General features: G+C 38.3%; 15 protein-coding genes. 6 read left to right on the forward strand and 9 right to left on the reverse strand.

The features are described from left to right. Nucleotides 1–164 precede the first annotated feature (164 nt). The 5 genes from H5118_RS07060 to H5118_RS07080 all read right to left on the reverse strand — a co-directional run bounded on the left by H5118_RS07060 (nt 165) and on the right by H5118_RS07080 (nt 5442). Nucleotides 165–1421 carry a sugar MFS transporter gene (locus H5118_RS07060; protein ID WP_024595015.1) on the reverse strand — a complete coding sequence of 419 codons (1257 nt, stop codon included), beginning with the start codon at nt 1419–1421 and terminating at the stop codon, nt 165–167. A gap of 88 nt (nt 1422–1509) precedes the next feature. Continuing rightward, nucleotides 1510–2400, reverse strand: a complete 891-nt coding sequence (locus H5118_RS07065; RefSeq protein ID WP_182748307.1) for an ABC transporter substrate-binding protein — start codon at nt 2398–2400, stop codon at nt 1510–1512. Between the two features lie 78 nt (nt 2401–2478). Next, nucleotides 2479–2991 carry an RNA methyltransferase gene (locus H5118_RS07070; RefSeq protein WP_182733030.1) on the reverse strand — a complete coding sequence of 171 codons (513 nt, stop codon included), beginning with the start codon at nt 2989–2991 and terminating at the stop codon, nt 2479–2481. Next, a complete protein-coding gene (locus tag H5118_RS07075) occupies nt 2991–3503 on the reverse strand; it encodes a YcgN family cysteine cluster protein (protein WP_004334734.1) in 513 nt (170 codons plus the stop codon). Before H5118_RS07075 ends, H5118_RS07070 begins: the two co-directional genes overlap by 1 nt. Nucleotides 3504–3600: 97 nt before the next feature. Continuing rightward, the gene (locus tag H5118_RS07080; protein WP_182748308.1) at nt 3601–5442 is read right to left on the reverse strand and encodes a DUF885 family protein; all 1842 of its coding nucleotides are present in this window, start codon (nt 5440–5442) and stop codon (nt 3601–3603) included. A 154-nt stretch (nt 5443–5596) separates the two neighbouring features. Here H5118_RS07080 and H5118_RS07085 point away from each other — a divergent pair, with 154 nt between their 5' ends. Further along, nucleotides 5597–6874 carry an amidohydrolase family protein gene (locus H5118_RS07085; RefSeq protein ID WP_182748310.1) on the forward strand — a complete coding sequence of 426 codons (1278 nt, stop codon included), beginning with the start codon at nt 5597–5599 and terminating at the stop codon, nt 6872–6874. Nucleotides 6875–7093: 219 nt separating this feature from the next. After that, entirely contained in the window at nt 7094–9514 is a 2421-nt protein-coding gene (locus H5118_RS07090) for a TonB-dependent siderophore receptor (protein ID WP_182748311.1), read from the forward strand. Between the two features lie 138 nt (nt 9515–9652). Here H5118_RS07090 and adhP read toward each other — a convergent pair whose 3' ends face one another. Continuing rightward, on the reverse strand, nt 9653–10663 hold the full coding sequence (gene adhP, locus H5118_RS07095) for an alcohol dehydrogenase AdhP (protein WP_024596845.1): 1011 nt from the start codon (nt 10661–10663) through the stop codon (nt 9653–9655). 205 nt (nt 10664–10868) lie between these two features. Between adhP and H5118_RS07100 the strand changes: the two genes are divergently transcribed. Then, nucleotides 10869–11414, forward strand: a complete 546-nt coding sequence (locus H5118_RS07100) for a GbsR/MarR family transcriptional regulator (RefSeq protein ID WP_024596846.1) — start codon at nt 10869–10871, stop codon at nt 11412–11414. 40 nt (nt 11415–11454) lie between these two features. Here H5118_RS07100 and H5118_RS07105 read toward each other — a convergent pair whose 3' ends face one another. Together H5118_RS07105 and H5118_RS07110 are read right to left on the reverse strand one after the other, a co-directional pair. Beyond that, nucleotides 11455–12471 (reverse strand): lytic transglycosylase domain-containing protein, encoded by a 1017-nt coding sequence (locus H5118_RS07105; protein ID WP_004334714.1) that lies wholly within the window; start codon nt 12469–12471, stop codon nt 11455–11457. Continuing rightward, entirely contained in the window at nt 12464–12751 is a 288-nt protein-coding gene (locus H5118_RS07110; protein ID WP_008134235.1) for a YcgL domain-containing protein, read from the reverse strand. Before H5118_RS07110 ends, H5118_RS07105 begins: the two co-directional genes overlap by 8 nt. A 155-nt stretch (nt 12752–12906) precedes the next feature. Between H5118_RS07110 and minC the strand changes: the two genes are divergently transcribed. Genes minC through minE form a run of 3 tightly spaced genes read left to right on the forward strand, consistent with a single transcriptional unit; the run spans nt 12907 to nt 14691 of the window. After that, nucleotides 12907–13611 (forward strand): septum site-determining protein MinC, encoded by a 705-nt coding sequence (minC, locus tag H5118_RS07115; RefSeq protein ID WP_182748313.1) that lies wholly within the window; start codon nt 12907–12909, stop codon nt 13609–13611. Between the two features lie 5 nt (nt 13612–13616). After that, nucleotides 13617–14426 (forward strand): septum site-determining protein MinD, encoded by an 810-nt coding sequence (gene minD / locus H5118_RS07120; RefSeq protein ID WP_004334708.1) that lies wholly within the window; start codon nt 13617–13619, stop codon nt 14424–14426. 1 nt (nt 14427) lies between these two features. Next, a complete protein-coding gene (minE, locus tag H5118_RS07125) occupies nt 14428–14691 on the forward strand; it encodes a cell division topological specificity factor MinE (RefSeq protein WP_004334706.1) in 264 nt (87 codons plus the stop codon). A 324-nt stretch (nt 14692–15015) separates the two neighbouring features. Here the strand turns inward: minE and rnd are convergent, their stop codons facing one another. Further along, a complete protein-coding gene (gene rnd, locus H5118_RS07130) occupies nt 15016–16146 on the reverse strand; it encodes a ribonuclease D (protein ID WP_182748315.1) in 1131 nt (376 codons plus the stop codon). Between the last annotated feature and the right edge of the window lie 51 nt (nt 16147–16197).

Consider the following 16197-nt stretch of genomic DNA (forward strand, 5'->3'; position numbering starts at 1 on the left):
TATTGATGAAAAATAAGAATAAAGGATTGTAAAACAAAAGGCTTTCGTGGGTAACTGGCTAATATTAAATAATTAATGACTAGATTTATTTTTTATGGAACGTTCCCATTAAATATAGCTTTATAAGTGACTGAATACGTATTCAGTCACTCTTGTATAGTCTGTTATTTCCACTTATTTGCTAAGCGAACAACATTTAAACCATACCATGCAATAAATACATAACATAACATTGGAACAAAAAAGCTTTGCTGTATATTTACTGTATCAGCTATAAACCCTTGCAGTAATGGTACAAGTGCACCACCAACAATTGCTAAACATAACCAGCCAGAACCTTTGCTCGTCAATGATCCTAGTCGCTCGATTGCAACTGAAAATATAGTCGGGAACATAATTGAGTTAAATAAACCAATTACCAATACTGAGTATAAAGCGACGTCACCTTGAGTAAAAATAGTGATCAATAATAGCGCAATAATACTAAATGCATTAAACGCTATAGCTTTAGAAGGTGCTATCTTTTGTAATAATACAGAGCCTATAAAACGCCCTACCATTGCCCCGCCCCAGTAATAACTAATAAGTGCGGCCGCAGTATGCTCTTCAAGCCCTGCTATGTGCGCCTCACCAAAGTAGTTAACTAAAAAGCTGCCAATGGCAACTTCCCCGCCTACGTAGCAAAATATAGCAAGTACACCCATAGTTAGGTGCGGTGCTTGCATTAACGAACGAGATTCAATTGCTGTATTATTTTCCTCTTTGTGGGCTTCAATTTCTGGAAGCTTTATAAAGGCAAATACAATAGCGATAAGCAATAAAGCGCCAGCAAGCATTAAATAAGGCACTTTTACAGATTCAGCAGTTGCTGCCGATGCGGCTAAACTACCTGCCGTACCGAAAAATAATAAACCACCAACATAAGGCCCAACGGTAGTACCAAGCGCATTAAGTGCTTGTGCTAAATTTAGACGAGAAGAAGCTGTTTTTTCACTGCCAAGAGCTGCAACATAAGGGTTAGCAGAAACCTGAAGTACAGTTACACCAGCAGCAAGTACAAATAAAGCGCCTAAAAATAGCCAATATTCATGTACTACAACAGCAGGGTAAAACAACATACACCCCATTGAAGCCACAATTAAACCAGTTAAAATTCCTTTTTTGTAACCAAATTGCTTAACTAAAAGCCCCGCAGGAATAGAAACAATAAAGTAAGCCCCAAAAAAGCAAAACTGTACTAGCATCGCTTCAAAAAAGCTCAAATCAAATACGCCTTTTAAGCGTGGTATTAGTACATCGTTTAAAACAGTAATAAAACCCCATAAAAAAAATAGGGTCGTCATTGCAGTCAGTGGAAACAGATAATTTTTATTTGGCTGTTCGTTGACCGCGAATGATTGGTTTGTATTTATTTCACTCACGTCGTTTTCACTCCATTAACAAGTTGAAAACGATTTTACATGTTTAAATATAAATTAGTCAGCGCACTTATGGAACGTTCCAGTGGCGTTATTCACATTGCGTGTTGGTCGCTCTAACAATTCGGTCTATTTCGCCACTGTTATTAAACTGATAAAGCCCTTCGTTTATATCCTCTAATACTAAAAGCCAATTATGTGCACGCTTACTAATGGCAAAATATAACGAGTTATATTGCAAAGGAATGCTTTCTTGCTCAATGGAAGAAAGCAAAGACTGTTTTTCAGGTTTAGTTAAAGAGGAGTAAGCCACAGATGATTTCAAAGCTTGAGGATCGCCTATAACCAAATCAACACGTTTAGCAGTCAGTAGCTTAACAAGCTGTAAGTCATCAACAGAGGCGATAACTTCAAACTCACCATTGTCCATCATGGCATCAAACTCTGGCGTATTTTGATACCCTCGAACAACACCAATCTTAAGCCCTTTGAGCGAGTTCAAGTTTCCTGTGAAATGGTCTGTATCGCCTTTCCTTTTTAAAAAAGCAATTTCGCCACCTTTAAACGAATTAGATAAGCCGAGTAATTCTCGACGTGTTTTACCATCAACATAATCGGAGGGGGCTGTATCTTCTATAAAGTATTCAGGCAGTAGTATGTCAGCCCTGCCTAGTTCTACATTTCGTACCGCTCTTGCCCAAGGCAAAAATTCAATATATACGCTGTAGCCCTTACTATTTAACAAGGCAATTGAAAATTGATAAACCCAGCCTTTATTACATACATTATTACCAATATAGGGAGGCCAATCGAGTGTGGCTAGATGAAGTGTTTGTTTGGAGTTTTTAGCTTCATAGAGCACCCCTGATTTATGGGAATGCCCAGTTAAAGTGTGTTGAGTACCATTTTGAAAATACTCAACCGATGTTTCAGCAAAACTATTACTAGTTGTTAGCAATAATATAAAATAAAACCAGCGCATTTTAGTATCTATTTGTGATTAATAGTGTTTTTAAGTTTAGCTACTACTAACACTTTTGCACAAATAAACCTTAACTAATCAGCTTTTTTGCCACCTCATTTTATTGTTTGTATCACGAGAGCTAATAATAGTATCGTCACTACTCTCAACGCCGCCTAATTTAGCTAAGCGATCATACAAAACTACATTACAGGTTGCCGCTAAGTTCATGCAGCCAATAGTTGGAATATAAACAACCTCATCGCACCACTTTAAGACGTCTTTTGATACAGAGCCATCTTCGGGGCCAAATACATAAAATGCATTTTCAGGATGTTTAAACCCAGGTAAAGGTGTTGCACCTTCAATAAGCTCAATAACCACAACCGTTGCGCCTTGTGGCTTTATTGCTTCTAAATTATCTGTTTCGGTTAAAGGAATACGCTCTACTACATTTTTTGTATCTGTATGGAACTTTTTGGCGTTTAAGTAGCGATTGCCTGTAAAAAAAACTTGTTTAGCGTCATAACAGCCAGCTGCTCGCAATACACCGCCAACATTAGTCGGGCTTTTAGGATTGATTAAACCAATTACGGCTTGTTGTTTACTCATTAATCTACGTCCTTTGTTGGCCATTCTGCAATGTACAAATCAAAGTCGTCGAGCTTTACATCGCAATCTTTTACTGTTTTGTCTTTTACAGAAATACCTAGCTCATGCATCTTTGTTTTATCACCATTATTTAATAACGGATGCCAAGAAGCCAAACCACGACCTTCATGTAAACGACGGTAACTGCAGCTTTGTGGCATAAAAAAGATGTCTTTAAGGTTTTCTTTTGTGAGTTTTACACAAGAAGGAACAAGCGTTTGGCGGTTTTCATATTCGCTACAACCACAGGTGTTGTTATCAAGATACTGACATACAATATTAGTAAATATTAATTGCTCACCTTCGCGTAACTGATCGGTGGCGGTAAATTCGTCTTCATCTTCGCTATCAATAAACGTATTTAAACAACATTTTCCGCATCCATCACAAATGGCTTCCCATTCGTTTTGACTCATGTCGCTTAAGCTTTTTTTAAGCCAAAATTGTGTATTTGCTAATTGTTGATCAAACATAGTTTACTCGTGCCCCCTAAAGAGCGCGCATTCTACCGTATTGCTGTAAATGGCGCAAAGCCAATACCCTTTCAAAGTACTGGCTTTGCGCTACAAATTAGCTTTGAGATTTAACCCAACGCTTAATTTTTTCCTCAAGGATTGGCATTGGTAATGCGCCATCAATTAATATTTGCGTGTGAAACGCTTTAATATCAAATTTATTGCCGAGTTCTTTTTTAGAAAAATCACGTAATTCTTGAATTTTAAATTGCCCTAACTTGTAAGAAAGCGCTTGTCCTGGCCATGCAATATATCGCTCAACCTCTGCAATTACATCACTCTTGGCCATAGATGAATTCGCAAGCATGTAATCTATACCTTGTTGACGCGTCCACCCTTTTGCATGAAAACCAGTATCAAGCACTAAACGCATTGCGCGTAATTGCTCATCCGATAAACGTCCATACCACATATAAGGGTCGGTAAATAAGCCTAGCTCTTTACCTAAGCTTTCTGCGTAAAGCGCCCAACCTTCTGCAAACACGGTATAACCACCAAATTTACGAAAATCAGGTAAGCCTTCAATTTCTTGCTGAAGTGCTATTTGAAAGTGATGACCCGGGGCTGCTTCGTGAATCGATAAAGTTTCGAGTAAAAATTTAGGCTGCGCTTTTAAGTTATAAGCATTGATATAAAAAATACCAGGGCGAGAGCCATCAGGCGCCGGAGATGCATAGGATGCACCTGCTGCCGACTGCGCTCTGTAGGCTTCAACTGCTTTTACAACGTAAGGTGCTTTGGGTGCTATGTTAAAAAGTAGAGGTAAACGCGCATCTATTTTTTTCTTAACGTTTTCATATGCCGCAATTAACTCCTCAGGCGTGTCGTAGTAAAATTCATCTGAATCACGTAAATGATCAAAAAATTCTGATAACTCACCTTTAAAGCCTACGGTTTCTTTTACTTTTTTCATTTCGCTTAAAATGCGCGACACTTCACTTAAACCAATGTCATGAATTTCGTCTGCAGATAAGCTAAGCGTTGCGTTTTTCTTAATTTGGTATGCGTACCACGCTTTACCGTTTGGTAAGTCACTGTAACCTACGCTTTCTCGACTATTAGGAATATACTGATTAGCTAAAAAGTCGCTCATGCTTTTATAAGCCGGTACTAAGTGCTGCATAATCAATTGACGATACTGCGCTGTAATTTTTTGCTTTTGCTGTGCGCTAAACGATTCTGGTAATTTTTTAATTGGTCCCCAAAATAATGAATCTTCGGCATTTTTAACTACATGGGCTGCAAATTGTGGCTGTAATTTTTCAGCAAGTGGTTTTGGTAACGTAATACCTAGTTTAATGCCTTGCGCCATTGAACGCTCTACACTGGCAAGCCACTTTACAAAACCTTCGCTACGCGAGATAAAAGCGGTGTAATCTTCAACGGTATTAAACGGCTGAGCACTTTGACCTGAACCATAACCTGCAAAGGTGTTATGCGCACCCGCCATTTGATTTATTGGTAGTAAATAATCAGGAAACTGCATGCCTTCTAATTTAAGGGCAAGGTCACGCTCTAATATTTCAAAACTTAAAAGCGATTGCCCTGTTAACTGTGCTTTATCTATAAAGTTTAATCGCTGTTGATATTTTTTATAAAAAGCGGCTTTTTTAGCTCTATTTTCTTTTGAAATCACAGGCGTGAATTGATCGTTAAACTCATTACGACCATTGTACGTTGCACTGATGGGGCTATATGTGAGCGATTCATCGTAATACTGTGCAACAAGTACATCGAGTTGTTGCTCTGCTGAAAGCTCTGAAACAATACCTGCTGATGCGTTAACTGTGTTTAACTGCGTACTGGTATTAGTCTGTGTACTAAGCTCAGTATTCATACAGCCACTTAAAGCAAACATAACGCCACTGGCAACTAATGCTAATTTAATTGATTTCATGATAATCCTTTTTAATATCGTTTTTTAATTATGCGCATTAAACCGTTCTTAATAAAGAAATTACGATAGATTGCATTCATCGTATTAAATTTGCACTTTTATCTGAACTTGTTACATTTCTATTAATTCAAATATGATTTAAAAGAAAAATAAAATGAAAAAACAACTACTCAGCACCTCTATTGCCTTACTCTGCTTAACCGCTTTTAATAGCCATGCAGTTACATACCTATCGGCTAAAGCCATGGTTGATGTTAAAGATGGCAAGCTCATTAAATCACCCTTAATTACTATTGATGATGGCGTAATTACAAACATTGAACAAAATAAAAAACCAACGCTGACTAAAGATGATAAACACATTCAACTCCCTGATTTAACCCTTATGCCAGGTTTAATGGATATGCATGTGCATTTAACGAGTGACCCTACGGTGCCGCGCAGTGAACGTTTAGGCCAGTCAGTTCCTAGAATGGCGATTAAAGCGGCTCATTTTGCTAAAAAAACCTTAGAAGCTGGATTTACAACAGTACGTAATGTTGGCGCAGAAGGTTACAGCGTCATAGCCGTGCGTGACGGCATAAATGCGGGTGACATAGTTGGCCCTCGTATTTGGGCTGCAGGCCCATCACTCGGCATTACTGGCGGGCACTGTGATAACAACCGCCTACCTCCTGAGCTTAAATATACTTCAAGTGGCGTCGCAGACGGTCCATGGGCTGCGCGTATAAAAGTACGCGAAAATATTAAATACGGGGCAAATGCTATTAAGTTTTGCGCCACAGGTGGAGTATTTTCAAAAGGGACTAAAGTAGGTGCACAGCAGTATTCTTTTGAAGAAATGAAAGCCATTGTTGATGAAGCCCATATGCGAGATTTACCAGTAGCAGCTCACGCACACGGTACAAGCGGGATTAAAACAGCCATTAAAGCGGGTGTTGATAGCGTAGAGCACGCCAGCTTTTTAGATGACGAAGCGATAGCGCTTGCTAAAGAGCATGGAACTTGGCTTTCTATGGATATTTATAACACCGAATACACGCTCACTTATGGCGAGCAAAACGGCGTAGACGAAGAAAACCTAAATAAAGAGCGCCAAGTTTCTAAAAGGCAACGTGATAGCTTTAGCCGTGCTGTAAAAGCGGGTGTTAAAATGGTGTTCGGTACCGATGCAGCAATTTACCCGCACGGAGATAATGCAAAACAGTTTAGCCGCATGGTTGAATTTGGCATGACAGAACTACAAGCCATTCAAGCATCAACTATTAATAGCGCTAAGTTATTAAAAATGGATACTCAGTTAGGACAAATTAAAACCGGATTTGCAGCTGATATAATTGCGGTTAAAGCAAATCCTCTTAAAAATATTAAAACCTTAGAGGCAGTACCTTTTGTAATGAAAGCAGGGGTTGTTTATAAAAACCAATTGTAAATACACGCTATTAAGGCTGAGTTTACTCAGCCTTAATAAAACTCTCACCCATATTGAATATGCCATAAAAGGGTCACCGTCCCCCCTATTAGACTCGCTTTTGTCTATTAATTATCCGAACAGTTTTATTTAATCAAATAAAATGAACTTTCTATTCACTTTAAAAACAATAACCATTATCATTCGCGCAAATTCAATAACGCGAATAGTTATCACTCTATGAAAACGTTTAAGTACTCTCTTATTACTCTTGCTTGTTTAAATGCAAATGTGGCATTTGCCCAAAATACACAAGTTGATGCTGATATTGAACGCATCAGCGTATACGAAAAGCAAAACCGCGTGGTGATGAGCTCTGGTCTTGCTACTAAATCAGACATGTCTTTAATGGAAACTCCTGCACCGGTAGTAATTATTGACCGAGAACTGATTGAATCTCAAGGTGTAGATAGCTTACAAGATTTAGTTAGAAACGTAAGTGGCTTAACACAAGCAGGTAATAATTACGGTATTGGTGATAACTTAGTAATTCGTGGTTTAGATGCAAACTACACCTACGATGGTATGTATGGTGGTGCAGGCCTGGGTAATACATTTAACCCAACTCGTTCACTTACAAATGTTGAATCTGTTGAGGTTTTAAAAGGCCCTGCAACAGGTTTATATGGCATTGGTAGTGCAGGTGGCGTAATTAACCTAATTGAAAAAAAACCCGAGTTTGAAGAAAAACACAAAGTTGCGGCTGAGCTTGGCCAGTGGGATAGCTATTCATTATCGTTTGATAGCACTAACGCTATAACAGATGATTTAGCTTATCGTGTAATGGCTAAAACAGCGTCAAGTGACGGCTTTCGCGATTTAAAAGAAGATCGCGACGAAATTTATACCTCACTTAAATACGTGCTTAATGACAGACAAAACATCATGCTTTCTGCAGCCTATATAAAAGATGAAATAGCGGTTGATTCTATTGGTCATCCTATTCGTATTTACAGTGCAGAAACTGCAAACGGCTTAAGCGCGGGTGAAGTAACTGGTGCCGATTTAGTAAACGATCCGACAGGAAGCGGCGTACAGTTAAGTGATGCACAACGCGACCAACTTGCTAATTCATTATCTGCATCTGATGGCTTAACACCTTATAGCTTTGGCACAAATGGTATTATTTCACCAATGGCTGATGCTAACGAAGGTGAAGAGTTGCGTTTTAAATTAACGCATAACTATTACATTACTGACGATTTGTTTTTAAACCAGCAGCTACAGTACCGTAACTACACATCAAGTTTTGCGCGCCAAACAGGTGCATATAACTACGTCTATTCAACACGCGATGGAATAATTAATAACGACCCTCGTGCTCCATTAGTTGAAGACGGTGTACTTTACCCGTATGCAGCACGCCGCCAAGAATACCGCCAAGTAGAAGCAGATGAAAAATCATGGCAGTACTTCTTAGATTTACGTTATGACTTTATGTTAGGCGACGTAGATAACGAATTACTAGTTAACGCCAACTACGAAGATAGAGATATTCGTTTTAAACAATTCTCAATATGGGATCAAGATTACGTACTCACAAACAATGATGGTGATGTAACGTACCAAGGTTCTTTGCCGTATATTTACGATATAAGAGAACCAAATTGGCCAACCGGTAACTTTGAAGATTACGATCCGCTTAAAACAAGTGACTACAATAAAAAAGTACAAGCATGGGGCTTAGGCATTCAACATGTTGGTTACATAACTGAAGAACTTACAACGCGTATTGGTGTGGCATATAACCGAATTGAGCAAACTTATGAGCACTTTGGTGTTGATGAGCGCTACAGTTCTAGCCGTGCAGAGCCAACACCTGAAGCGAGTACATCAGATTCTGGCTTAACGTATAACCTTGGTGCAACGTATCAGCCATCTGAAGATTTATCTGTATTTGTAAATCATTCAAAAGGGCGTACAGCGTATAGTGTATTAGGCTCTGTGGCAGGAAACGAAGCTGACCGTGAAGATTCAGAGTCTATAAGTAACGACCTAGGCTTTAGATTTAAAGCATTTGATGACCAACTACTCGCATCTGTTGTTATATTTGAAAGCTCTCGTACTAATTTAGAATACGCAAACCCGCTTTATGACGCATTAACATCAGGCTCAGATGTACCTGAAAGCTATTATGATGGTAAAGAGCAAACAAAAGGTCTTGAGCTTGATTTAAATGCTTACTTGAACGATAAATGGAAAGTAAACGTAAACGGTATTTATCAAGATGCACGTGACAAAAGTAATCCTAATAGCAGCAGTTACGACACACGCCAAAAAGGTGTGCCTTACGTAATAGCAAGTACGTGGGTAACCTACTACGCAGATATGTTTAATTTACCTGAAGCTGTAAATATAAGTGGTGGTATTACGTTTGTAGATAACAGAAGTACTAATTCAAGTTCATTCTCGATTCCTGATGGTTATGTACCAAGTTATACGACTTACGATACAGCTGTATCGTATACAACTGATAAATGGCATATGCAGTTAAACTTAAATAACTTGTTCAACAAAAAGTATTACTCAAAAGCGATGTTTTTAGGTGGTATGCCAGGGGAAGAGCGTAATGCAAAACTAAGTTTTAGTTACACACTTTAACTAGCTAACCTGAACTCTGGATAATAAATCTATCTCAAGTAGCTATTTTCAGCGCTCAGGTTAGTTAAAGACTTAAAAAGCACGGTTTTCTAATTTAGAAGCCGTGCTTTTTTGTAATTTATAAACGCTTAATCTAAATTAAATGGTAACCACTATGCGACCGTTAATTTCACCTTTGAGCATATCATCAAAAATTTCGTTAATGTCCTCTAAGCGTTTTTCTTCAATAATCGCTTTTACTTTACCTTGCGCTGCAAATTCCAAGCATTCTTGCAAATCTTTACGTGTACCAACAATAGAGCCAACTACTGAAATGCCATTAAGCACAGTATCAAAAATAGGAAGTGGCATATCCTCTGGAGGTAACCCCACTAATACACACTTACCACCACGGCGTACACTTTTATAAGCTTGTTCAAACCCAGCTTTAGACACTGCAGTACACACAACGCCATGCGCACCACCTACTTGTTCAAAAATAGCTTCGCTTGGAACCACCTCTTTAAAATCGAGGGTGATATCTGCGCCTAGCTCTTTAGCAAGCGCGAGTTTTTCTTTACCTGTATCAACAGCTATTACATTAAAACCCATTGCTTTAGCGTACTGTACTGCTAAATGACCAAGCCCGCCCACACCAACAATAGCAACCCACTGCCCTGGTTTAGCACCGGATACTTTTAATGCTTTATAGGTTGTAACACCTGCACAAAATAATGGAGCAGCCTCAGAAAAACCGAGTTCTTCTGGTATTTTTACAACGTAGTCGCCATGCGCTAAACAATATTCTGCATAACTACCGTCAATAGAATAGCCAGTATTGTGCTGCGATAAACACAGTGTTTCTTTACCATCTAGGCAAAACTCACAGTGCCCACATGCACTATAGAGCCAAGGAATACCGACTCTATCGCCAACTTCTAAGTGCTTAATGTTGCTTCCGACTTTTTCGATAACACCGACACCTTCGTGCCCTGGTACTAATGGCATTTTTGGTTTTACTGGCCAATCCCCATGACAGGCATGTAAATCGGTATGGCAAACGCCACAGGCCGCTATTTTTACTAAAACATCATTTATTCCCACCTCAGGAATTGGTAAGTCTGTTATTTCTAATTTACCTTTGTATTGAGTATTAATTGCAGCTTTCATAGTCATTCCATCGTATGTGAAGAAAATTAAAGATAAGGATTTATTTATGTATTGTTGTGTACAACATATCCTAATATAGATGTATAAATATTAATCTAAATCATATTTTAGTCATTTAAATTAACTTATAAGCCTGCTAAGAACTTGCTATCCATAATGAGCGTGCTAGCATTTACTTTCTGAAATTACTGAAAGTTACTAAGCTATGAGTTTATCCGAAAAGAATTTTGCCTTTGTAATGCATTGTGGTGAGATGGGCAGCCGATGGGGATTCAATCGTACGATCGGACAAATGTGTGGTTTGCTGATTATTACTAAAAACCCAATGACAGCTAATGAGATTGCAGATGCGCTTAGTATTTCTCGCGGTAATGTAAGTATGGGCATTAAAGAGCTGCAATCGTGGCAGTTAATTAAAGTACAGCATATTCCTGGCGATCGTAAAGAGTACTACGCCCCTGCTGGCGATATTTGGGATATGGCAAATCGCGTATTTGAAGAACGTAAAAAACGTGAAATTGAGCCCACCTTAACACTACTACGCGATAACTTATTAGACGAAGCCAGTAACGATGATGAGCTTTATGCACAAAAACAAATGGGTGAGATTCACAACCTACTTGAAACCGTCACTAAATGGTCATCAGAACTACAGCGTTTAACGCCAGAGCAACTTAATAAGCTAATGAAGCTAGGTTCTGGAATTGGTAAAGTTATTGACCTAAAAGAAAAGATATTCAAAAAAGAATAAAGCCGCAATTGCGGCTTTATTTATAGGTATATTTTAAAAATTAGATTTTTGGATAACCAATTCTGTCCGACAAGTAACCTACACTAGTAGCAAAGTAATACGAGCGATTCCAATGCATAAACACTTTGTAGTTATCGTACGCTAAGTACATACGACCATTTATATCATCAGGCATAACCAGCGCAGCACGTACGTCTACATTAGGTAAATCAGAACCATCAGCTTTACGAACACCCAGTGCTTGCCAATCAGCTAATGAGCGCTCTGAGTCGTTCCAATATTCTAACCACTGCTTGCGAGTTTTGGTACCACGCACTAAAACGTATTTACTATCAAAGTTTTCAGGTAACTGAACTTGGCGACCCCACGTAAGAGAGTCGTTCCAGCCTTCTTGCTTTAGATAATTAGCAATTGAGGCAAAAGCATCTTCTTTTGTAGTCCAAATATCTTTACGGCCATCGTTATTGTAATCAACCGCGTAAGCATTAAAAGAGGTAGGCATAAATTGCGTTTGCCCCATTGCGCCTGCCCAAGAGCCTTTAAATTTATCAAGCGTTATGTGGCCCGACTTTAAAATATCCAGTGCAGCCCAAAGTTGGCGCTTATAAAGTGCTTCTCGGCGTCCATCAAAAGCAAGTGTCACTAATGATGAAATAACGTTATGACCGCCTTGAATTGTACCAAAGTTACTTTCAAGCCCCCAAAGCGCGACTATAAAGCGTGCTTGTACGCCAAACTCTTTCGCTACTTTTTCAAGTACCTCTTTGTTTTCTGCGTAAAGCTTACGTGCGCGGTCAATTTTCCATTGTGGTACACGTTTTGGTAAATACGTTTCAAGGGTTTCTTTTACTTCTGGCTGGTTTTTGTCAGCCGAAACCACTTTTTCTTTATACGTTGCTGTTGCAAACGCATCGTCAATAAGTTTGGCTTCATAACCTTTTGCGATAGCTTCTTGCTTTAAATTCGCTAAATAATCTTGAAATTCAGCCTGAGTTTTTGCCATAACAGGTGAGCTTAAACATACACCACATAATATAACGATAAGTTTTTTAATCACTATCAACTCCATTGTCTTTTCGTAATTGGCTTAGCAAATTTTGCTCAGGTGGTGGAATTTGTAAGTAGTAGCCTTTATCAGGATTTGATAACGCTGCTTTTACAGTTTCTAAATCTGCCCCACCTAAATGCTCACGTTTTGCTAAATTGATGATCATCACATAAACAGGTTGACCAAACATAGTCATCAAAGGTTCCGGAACTTTGCTAAAATCATCTCTTTTTTCAACAAATAAGAACGTATCCGCTTTTTTCTTACTTTTATATACTGCAGTGAGCATTATGGCCCTATAAATTCTTGCTTAACAATGCCGCACACTATAACATGAGAGTAATAATAAGTTAGAAAAATTAGATTAGAAATTTCAATAAAGGCCCTATTCAGCCTACGTTTATCTAAAATTAATTTCTAATCAGACAAATCAATTGAGCGTGTATGTCGGACCAAATTTTTGAGTTAAAAGGGAATCTTTTTACGTTATCAGTTTTGCATCTTTATAGTACTGATATAAACCTTTTAGCAGAACAACTGTATGTAAAAATAGCCCAGGCCCCTAAGTTTTTTGAGGGTGCGCCTATTGTCGTTAATTTAATTGAAATTAAAAACAGTTCACTTGATTTTGTTCACTTAAAATCATTAATCGAGCGAATGAGTTTTAATCCAGTTGGTGTGTGTAATGGCTCAGATGAGCAACATACTCAAGCAAAGGCTGCTGGCTTATCTGTTTTAAATTATTCACAAGACGTTAAGAGCGAACCTGTTAAACAAGAGCCCAATACATCGATTGTAGAAAAAACGGTGCATTTACCAGCGCAAATTATCAGCGGTACAGTTCGCTCTGGACAACAAGTTTATGCAAAAGATAGAGATTTGATAGTACTTGGCGCAGTTAGTCATGGTGCGGAAGTCATTGCCGATGGGAATGTGCATATTTATGGCACGCTACGCGGTCGCGCTATTGCAGGCGCAAAAGGTTTTAAAGAAGCACACATTTTTTGCCAAAAACTTGAAGCCGAGCTGGTTTCAATAGATGGTAATTACTGGATCAGTGATTCGCTACAAGGTGAACATTGGGGAAATGCAGTGCAAATACAACAAAAAGACGAATCATTAGAAATTTCAGCTTTGGTTAAAGGATAAATCTCATGGCAAAAGTAATTGTCGTTACCTCAGGTAAAGGCGGTGTTGGTAAAACAACATCAAGTGCTGCAATTGGCACAGGCTTAGCGTTAAAAGGCTATAAAACAGTTATTATCGACTTTGATATTGGTTTACGTAACTTAGATTTAATTATGGGTTGTGAACGCCGCGTTGTTTATGACTTTGTAAATGTAATTAATGGTGAGGCAAACCTTAACCAAGCGCTTATTAAAGATAAACGTGTAGATAAATTATTTTTACTACCTGCTTCACAAACTCGTGATAAAGATGCTTTAACACGTGAAGGTGTTGAACGCGTACTAAATGAACTAAAAGAAGACTTTGATTACATAGTATGTGATTCACCAGCAGGTATTGAAGCTGGCGCTATGATGGCGATGTACTTTGCTGATGAAGCAATTGTTACAACAAACCCAGAGGTGTCGTCAGTTCGAGATTCAGATCGTATTTTAGGTATTTTACACAGCAAATCAAAACGTGCTGAAGAAGGCCTAGAAAATATTAAAGAACACTTACTATTAACACGCTATAACCCTGGTCGTGTTGAAAAAGGTGAAATGCTATCGGTAGAAGATGTGCAAGATATTCTGTCAATCCCATTATTAGGGGTTATTCCTGAATCGCAAGCGGTATTAAGTGCTTCAAACTCAGGCCAACCTGTTATATTGGATACAGAATCTGATGCAGGCCAAGCTTATTCTGATGCAATTAACCGCTTACTAGGTGAAACCGTCGATTTTCGCTTCTTAGACGTTGAGAAAAAAGGCTTATTTAAACGGATTTTTGGAGGTTAACGTGTCTTTACTTGACTACTTCCGCTCAGAAAAGAAAAACAGTGCGTCACTAGCAAAAGAGCGATTGCAGATCATTGTCGCGCACGAGCGTTCTCAGCGAGGAACGCCGGATTACTTACCACAATTAAAACAAGATATTTTAGATGTGATCCGTAAATACGTGAACGTAAGTACCGATGCAGTTCAGGTTCAGTTTGATCAAAACGAAGACGATTTAGCCGTACTTGAGCTAAACGTTACACTACCTGATGAAGAAAAGAAGTAATTGAAGAAAGGGCGCTTTATAAGCGCCCTCTTTATTTTCATTTACTTTTTAATAACTTTCTAAATATCTACGTTTTAATCCCTTGCATGCAACTAAAACTTTTCTACTATGTAACACAAAAATTATAGATAATACCAATTCGCTTAATTAAGTGATCTATTTTGAGGATGGAAAAACGTGTTGATAGCTAGGCAAAAAAATCACTATTTAGTTGTTCTAAATGAGATTTTTTTAACACAGGTAACGACACGTTTAGCGCCGCAAAATGATTAAGTATTATTGCGGTTTGGTATAAGTATTACACAGTAAAAAAAATATCTAGTCTTAAGTATCCCACTCTTTTAGAGCGTCTTTAACGTAGGTATATCGCCAAGAGCTTAATAAATCAGGCTTAATATGGCTTTCTTTTTGTTTTGACGTTAACTTCCAATTCCAACTAATCAATTGATTAATTTGCTTTTTAGAGGCCATAACGTCTTCTGGTATGTTGTGCTCTTTAGCGACTTTAGTGATCTTTTGTTTAATATCTTTGGCTACTTTTTTATAAGTAGGAAAATCAATTAAGCGCTTAAGTACTTCAGGATGCTCAGCATCTGGTACTGCTTTGGCAACTTCAATACACTTGATTATATCTACACCAGAGCGATTAACTTCAATAGCTTCAACTCCTGGAATTTGACGTAGAGCATTTAAACTTGAAGGACCACGTTTGGCAATTTCAGTCATGTTATGTTCTTTTAACACAAAATTTAGCGCTAAATTTTTCTTAATGGCTTTGTTTCTGCGCCATACAGCAAGTTCTTTTAAAACCGCAAGTTCGTGCGGTTTGAGTTGCCATGCATTTTTAATATTTTTATATAAAAGCTCGTCTGGTGTTTGAAACGCACGTTTTTTAGCTATCAGCTCACTCTCGTTTATTACAATGTCAAAGAACCCAGCGGCATTAATACGCTCTATAATCAGCTCGAAACACGGCAATAAGTAAAAAGTATCTGCAGCAGCATAATCTAACTGTTTTTTAGTTAACGGACGTTGCAGCCAGTTAGTGCGTGACTCACTTTTATCTATTTCAATACCTTGCAACTCTTTTACCATAAGGGCAAAGCCCATACAGTTACCTTCCCCAAGTAACTGCAACGCAAATTGTGTATCAAAAAGTGGGGATGGAACAAAGCCTGCGTATTTTTGAAAAACCTCAATATCTTCTGAAGGAGAATGCAGTACTTTTAAAACACTAGGATCTTTTAGTATTTCCCAAAAATCGAATAATGAGAGCTCAGCTAACGGATCGATAAGCGCTAAATGCTCACCATCAAAAACTTGGATAAGTGCAACTTCTGGATACAAAGTGCGACGACGCATAAACTCAGTATCAATAGCTAAAATAGGCTTATTTTTTATTTGTTCAACAAAAGTGTTCAGTTGATTTTGGGTTTCGATCAATTGGTATTGCACTTAATCTCCTACAATAAAAAAGCCGACATATGTCGGCTTTTTTATAGGTTG

The sequence above is a fragment of the Pseudoalteromonas sp. SR41-1 genome (assembly GCF_014164015.1).
Lineage (GTDB): Bacteria > Pseudomonadota > Gammaproteobacteria > Enterobacterales > Alteromonadaceae > Pseudoalteromonas > Pseudoalteromonas distincta.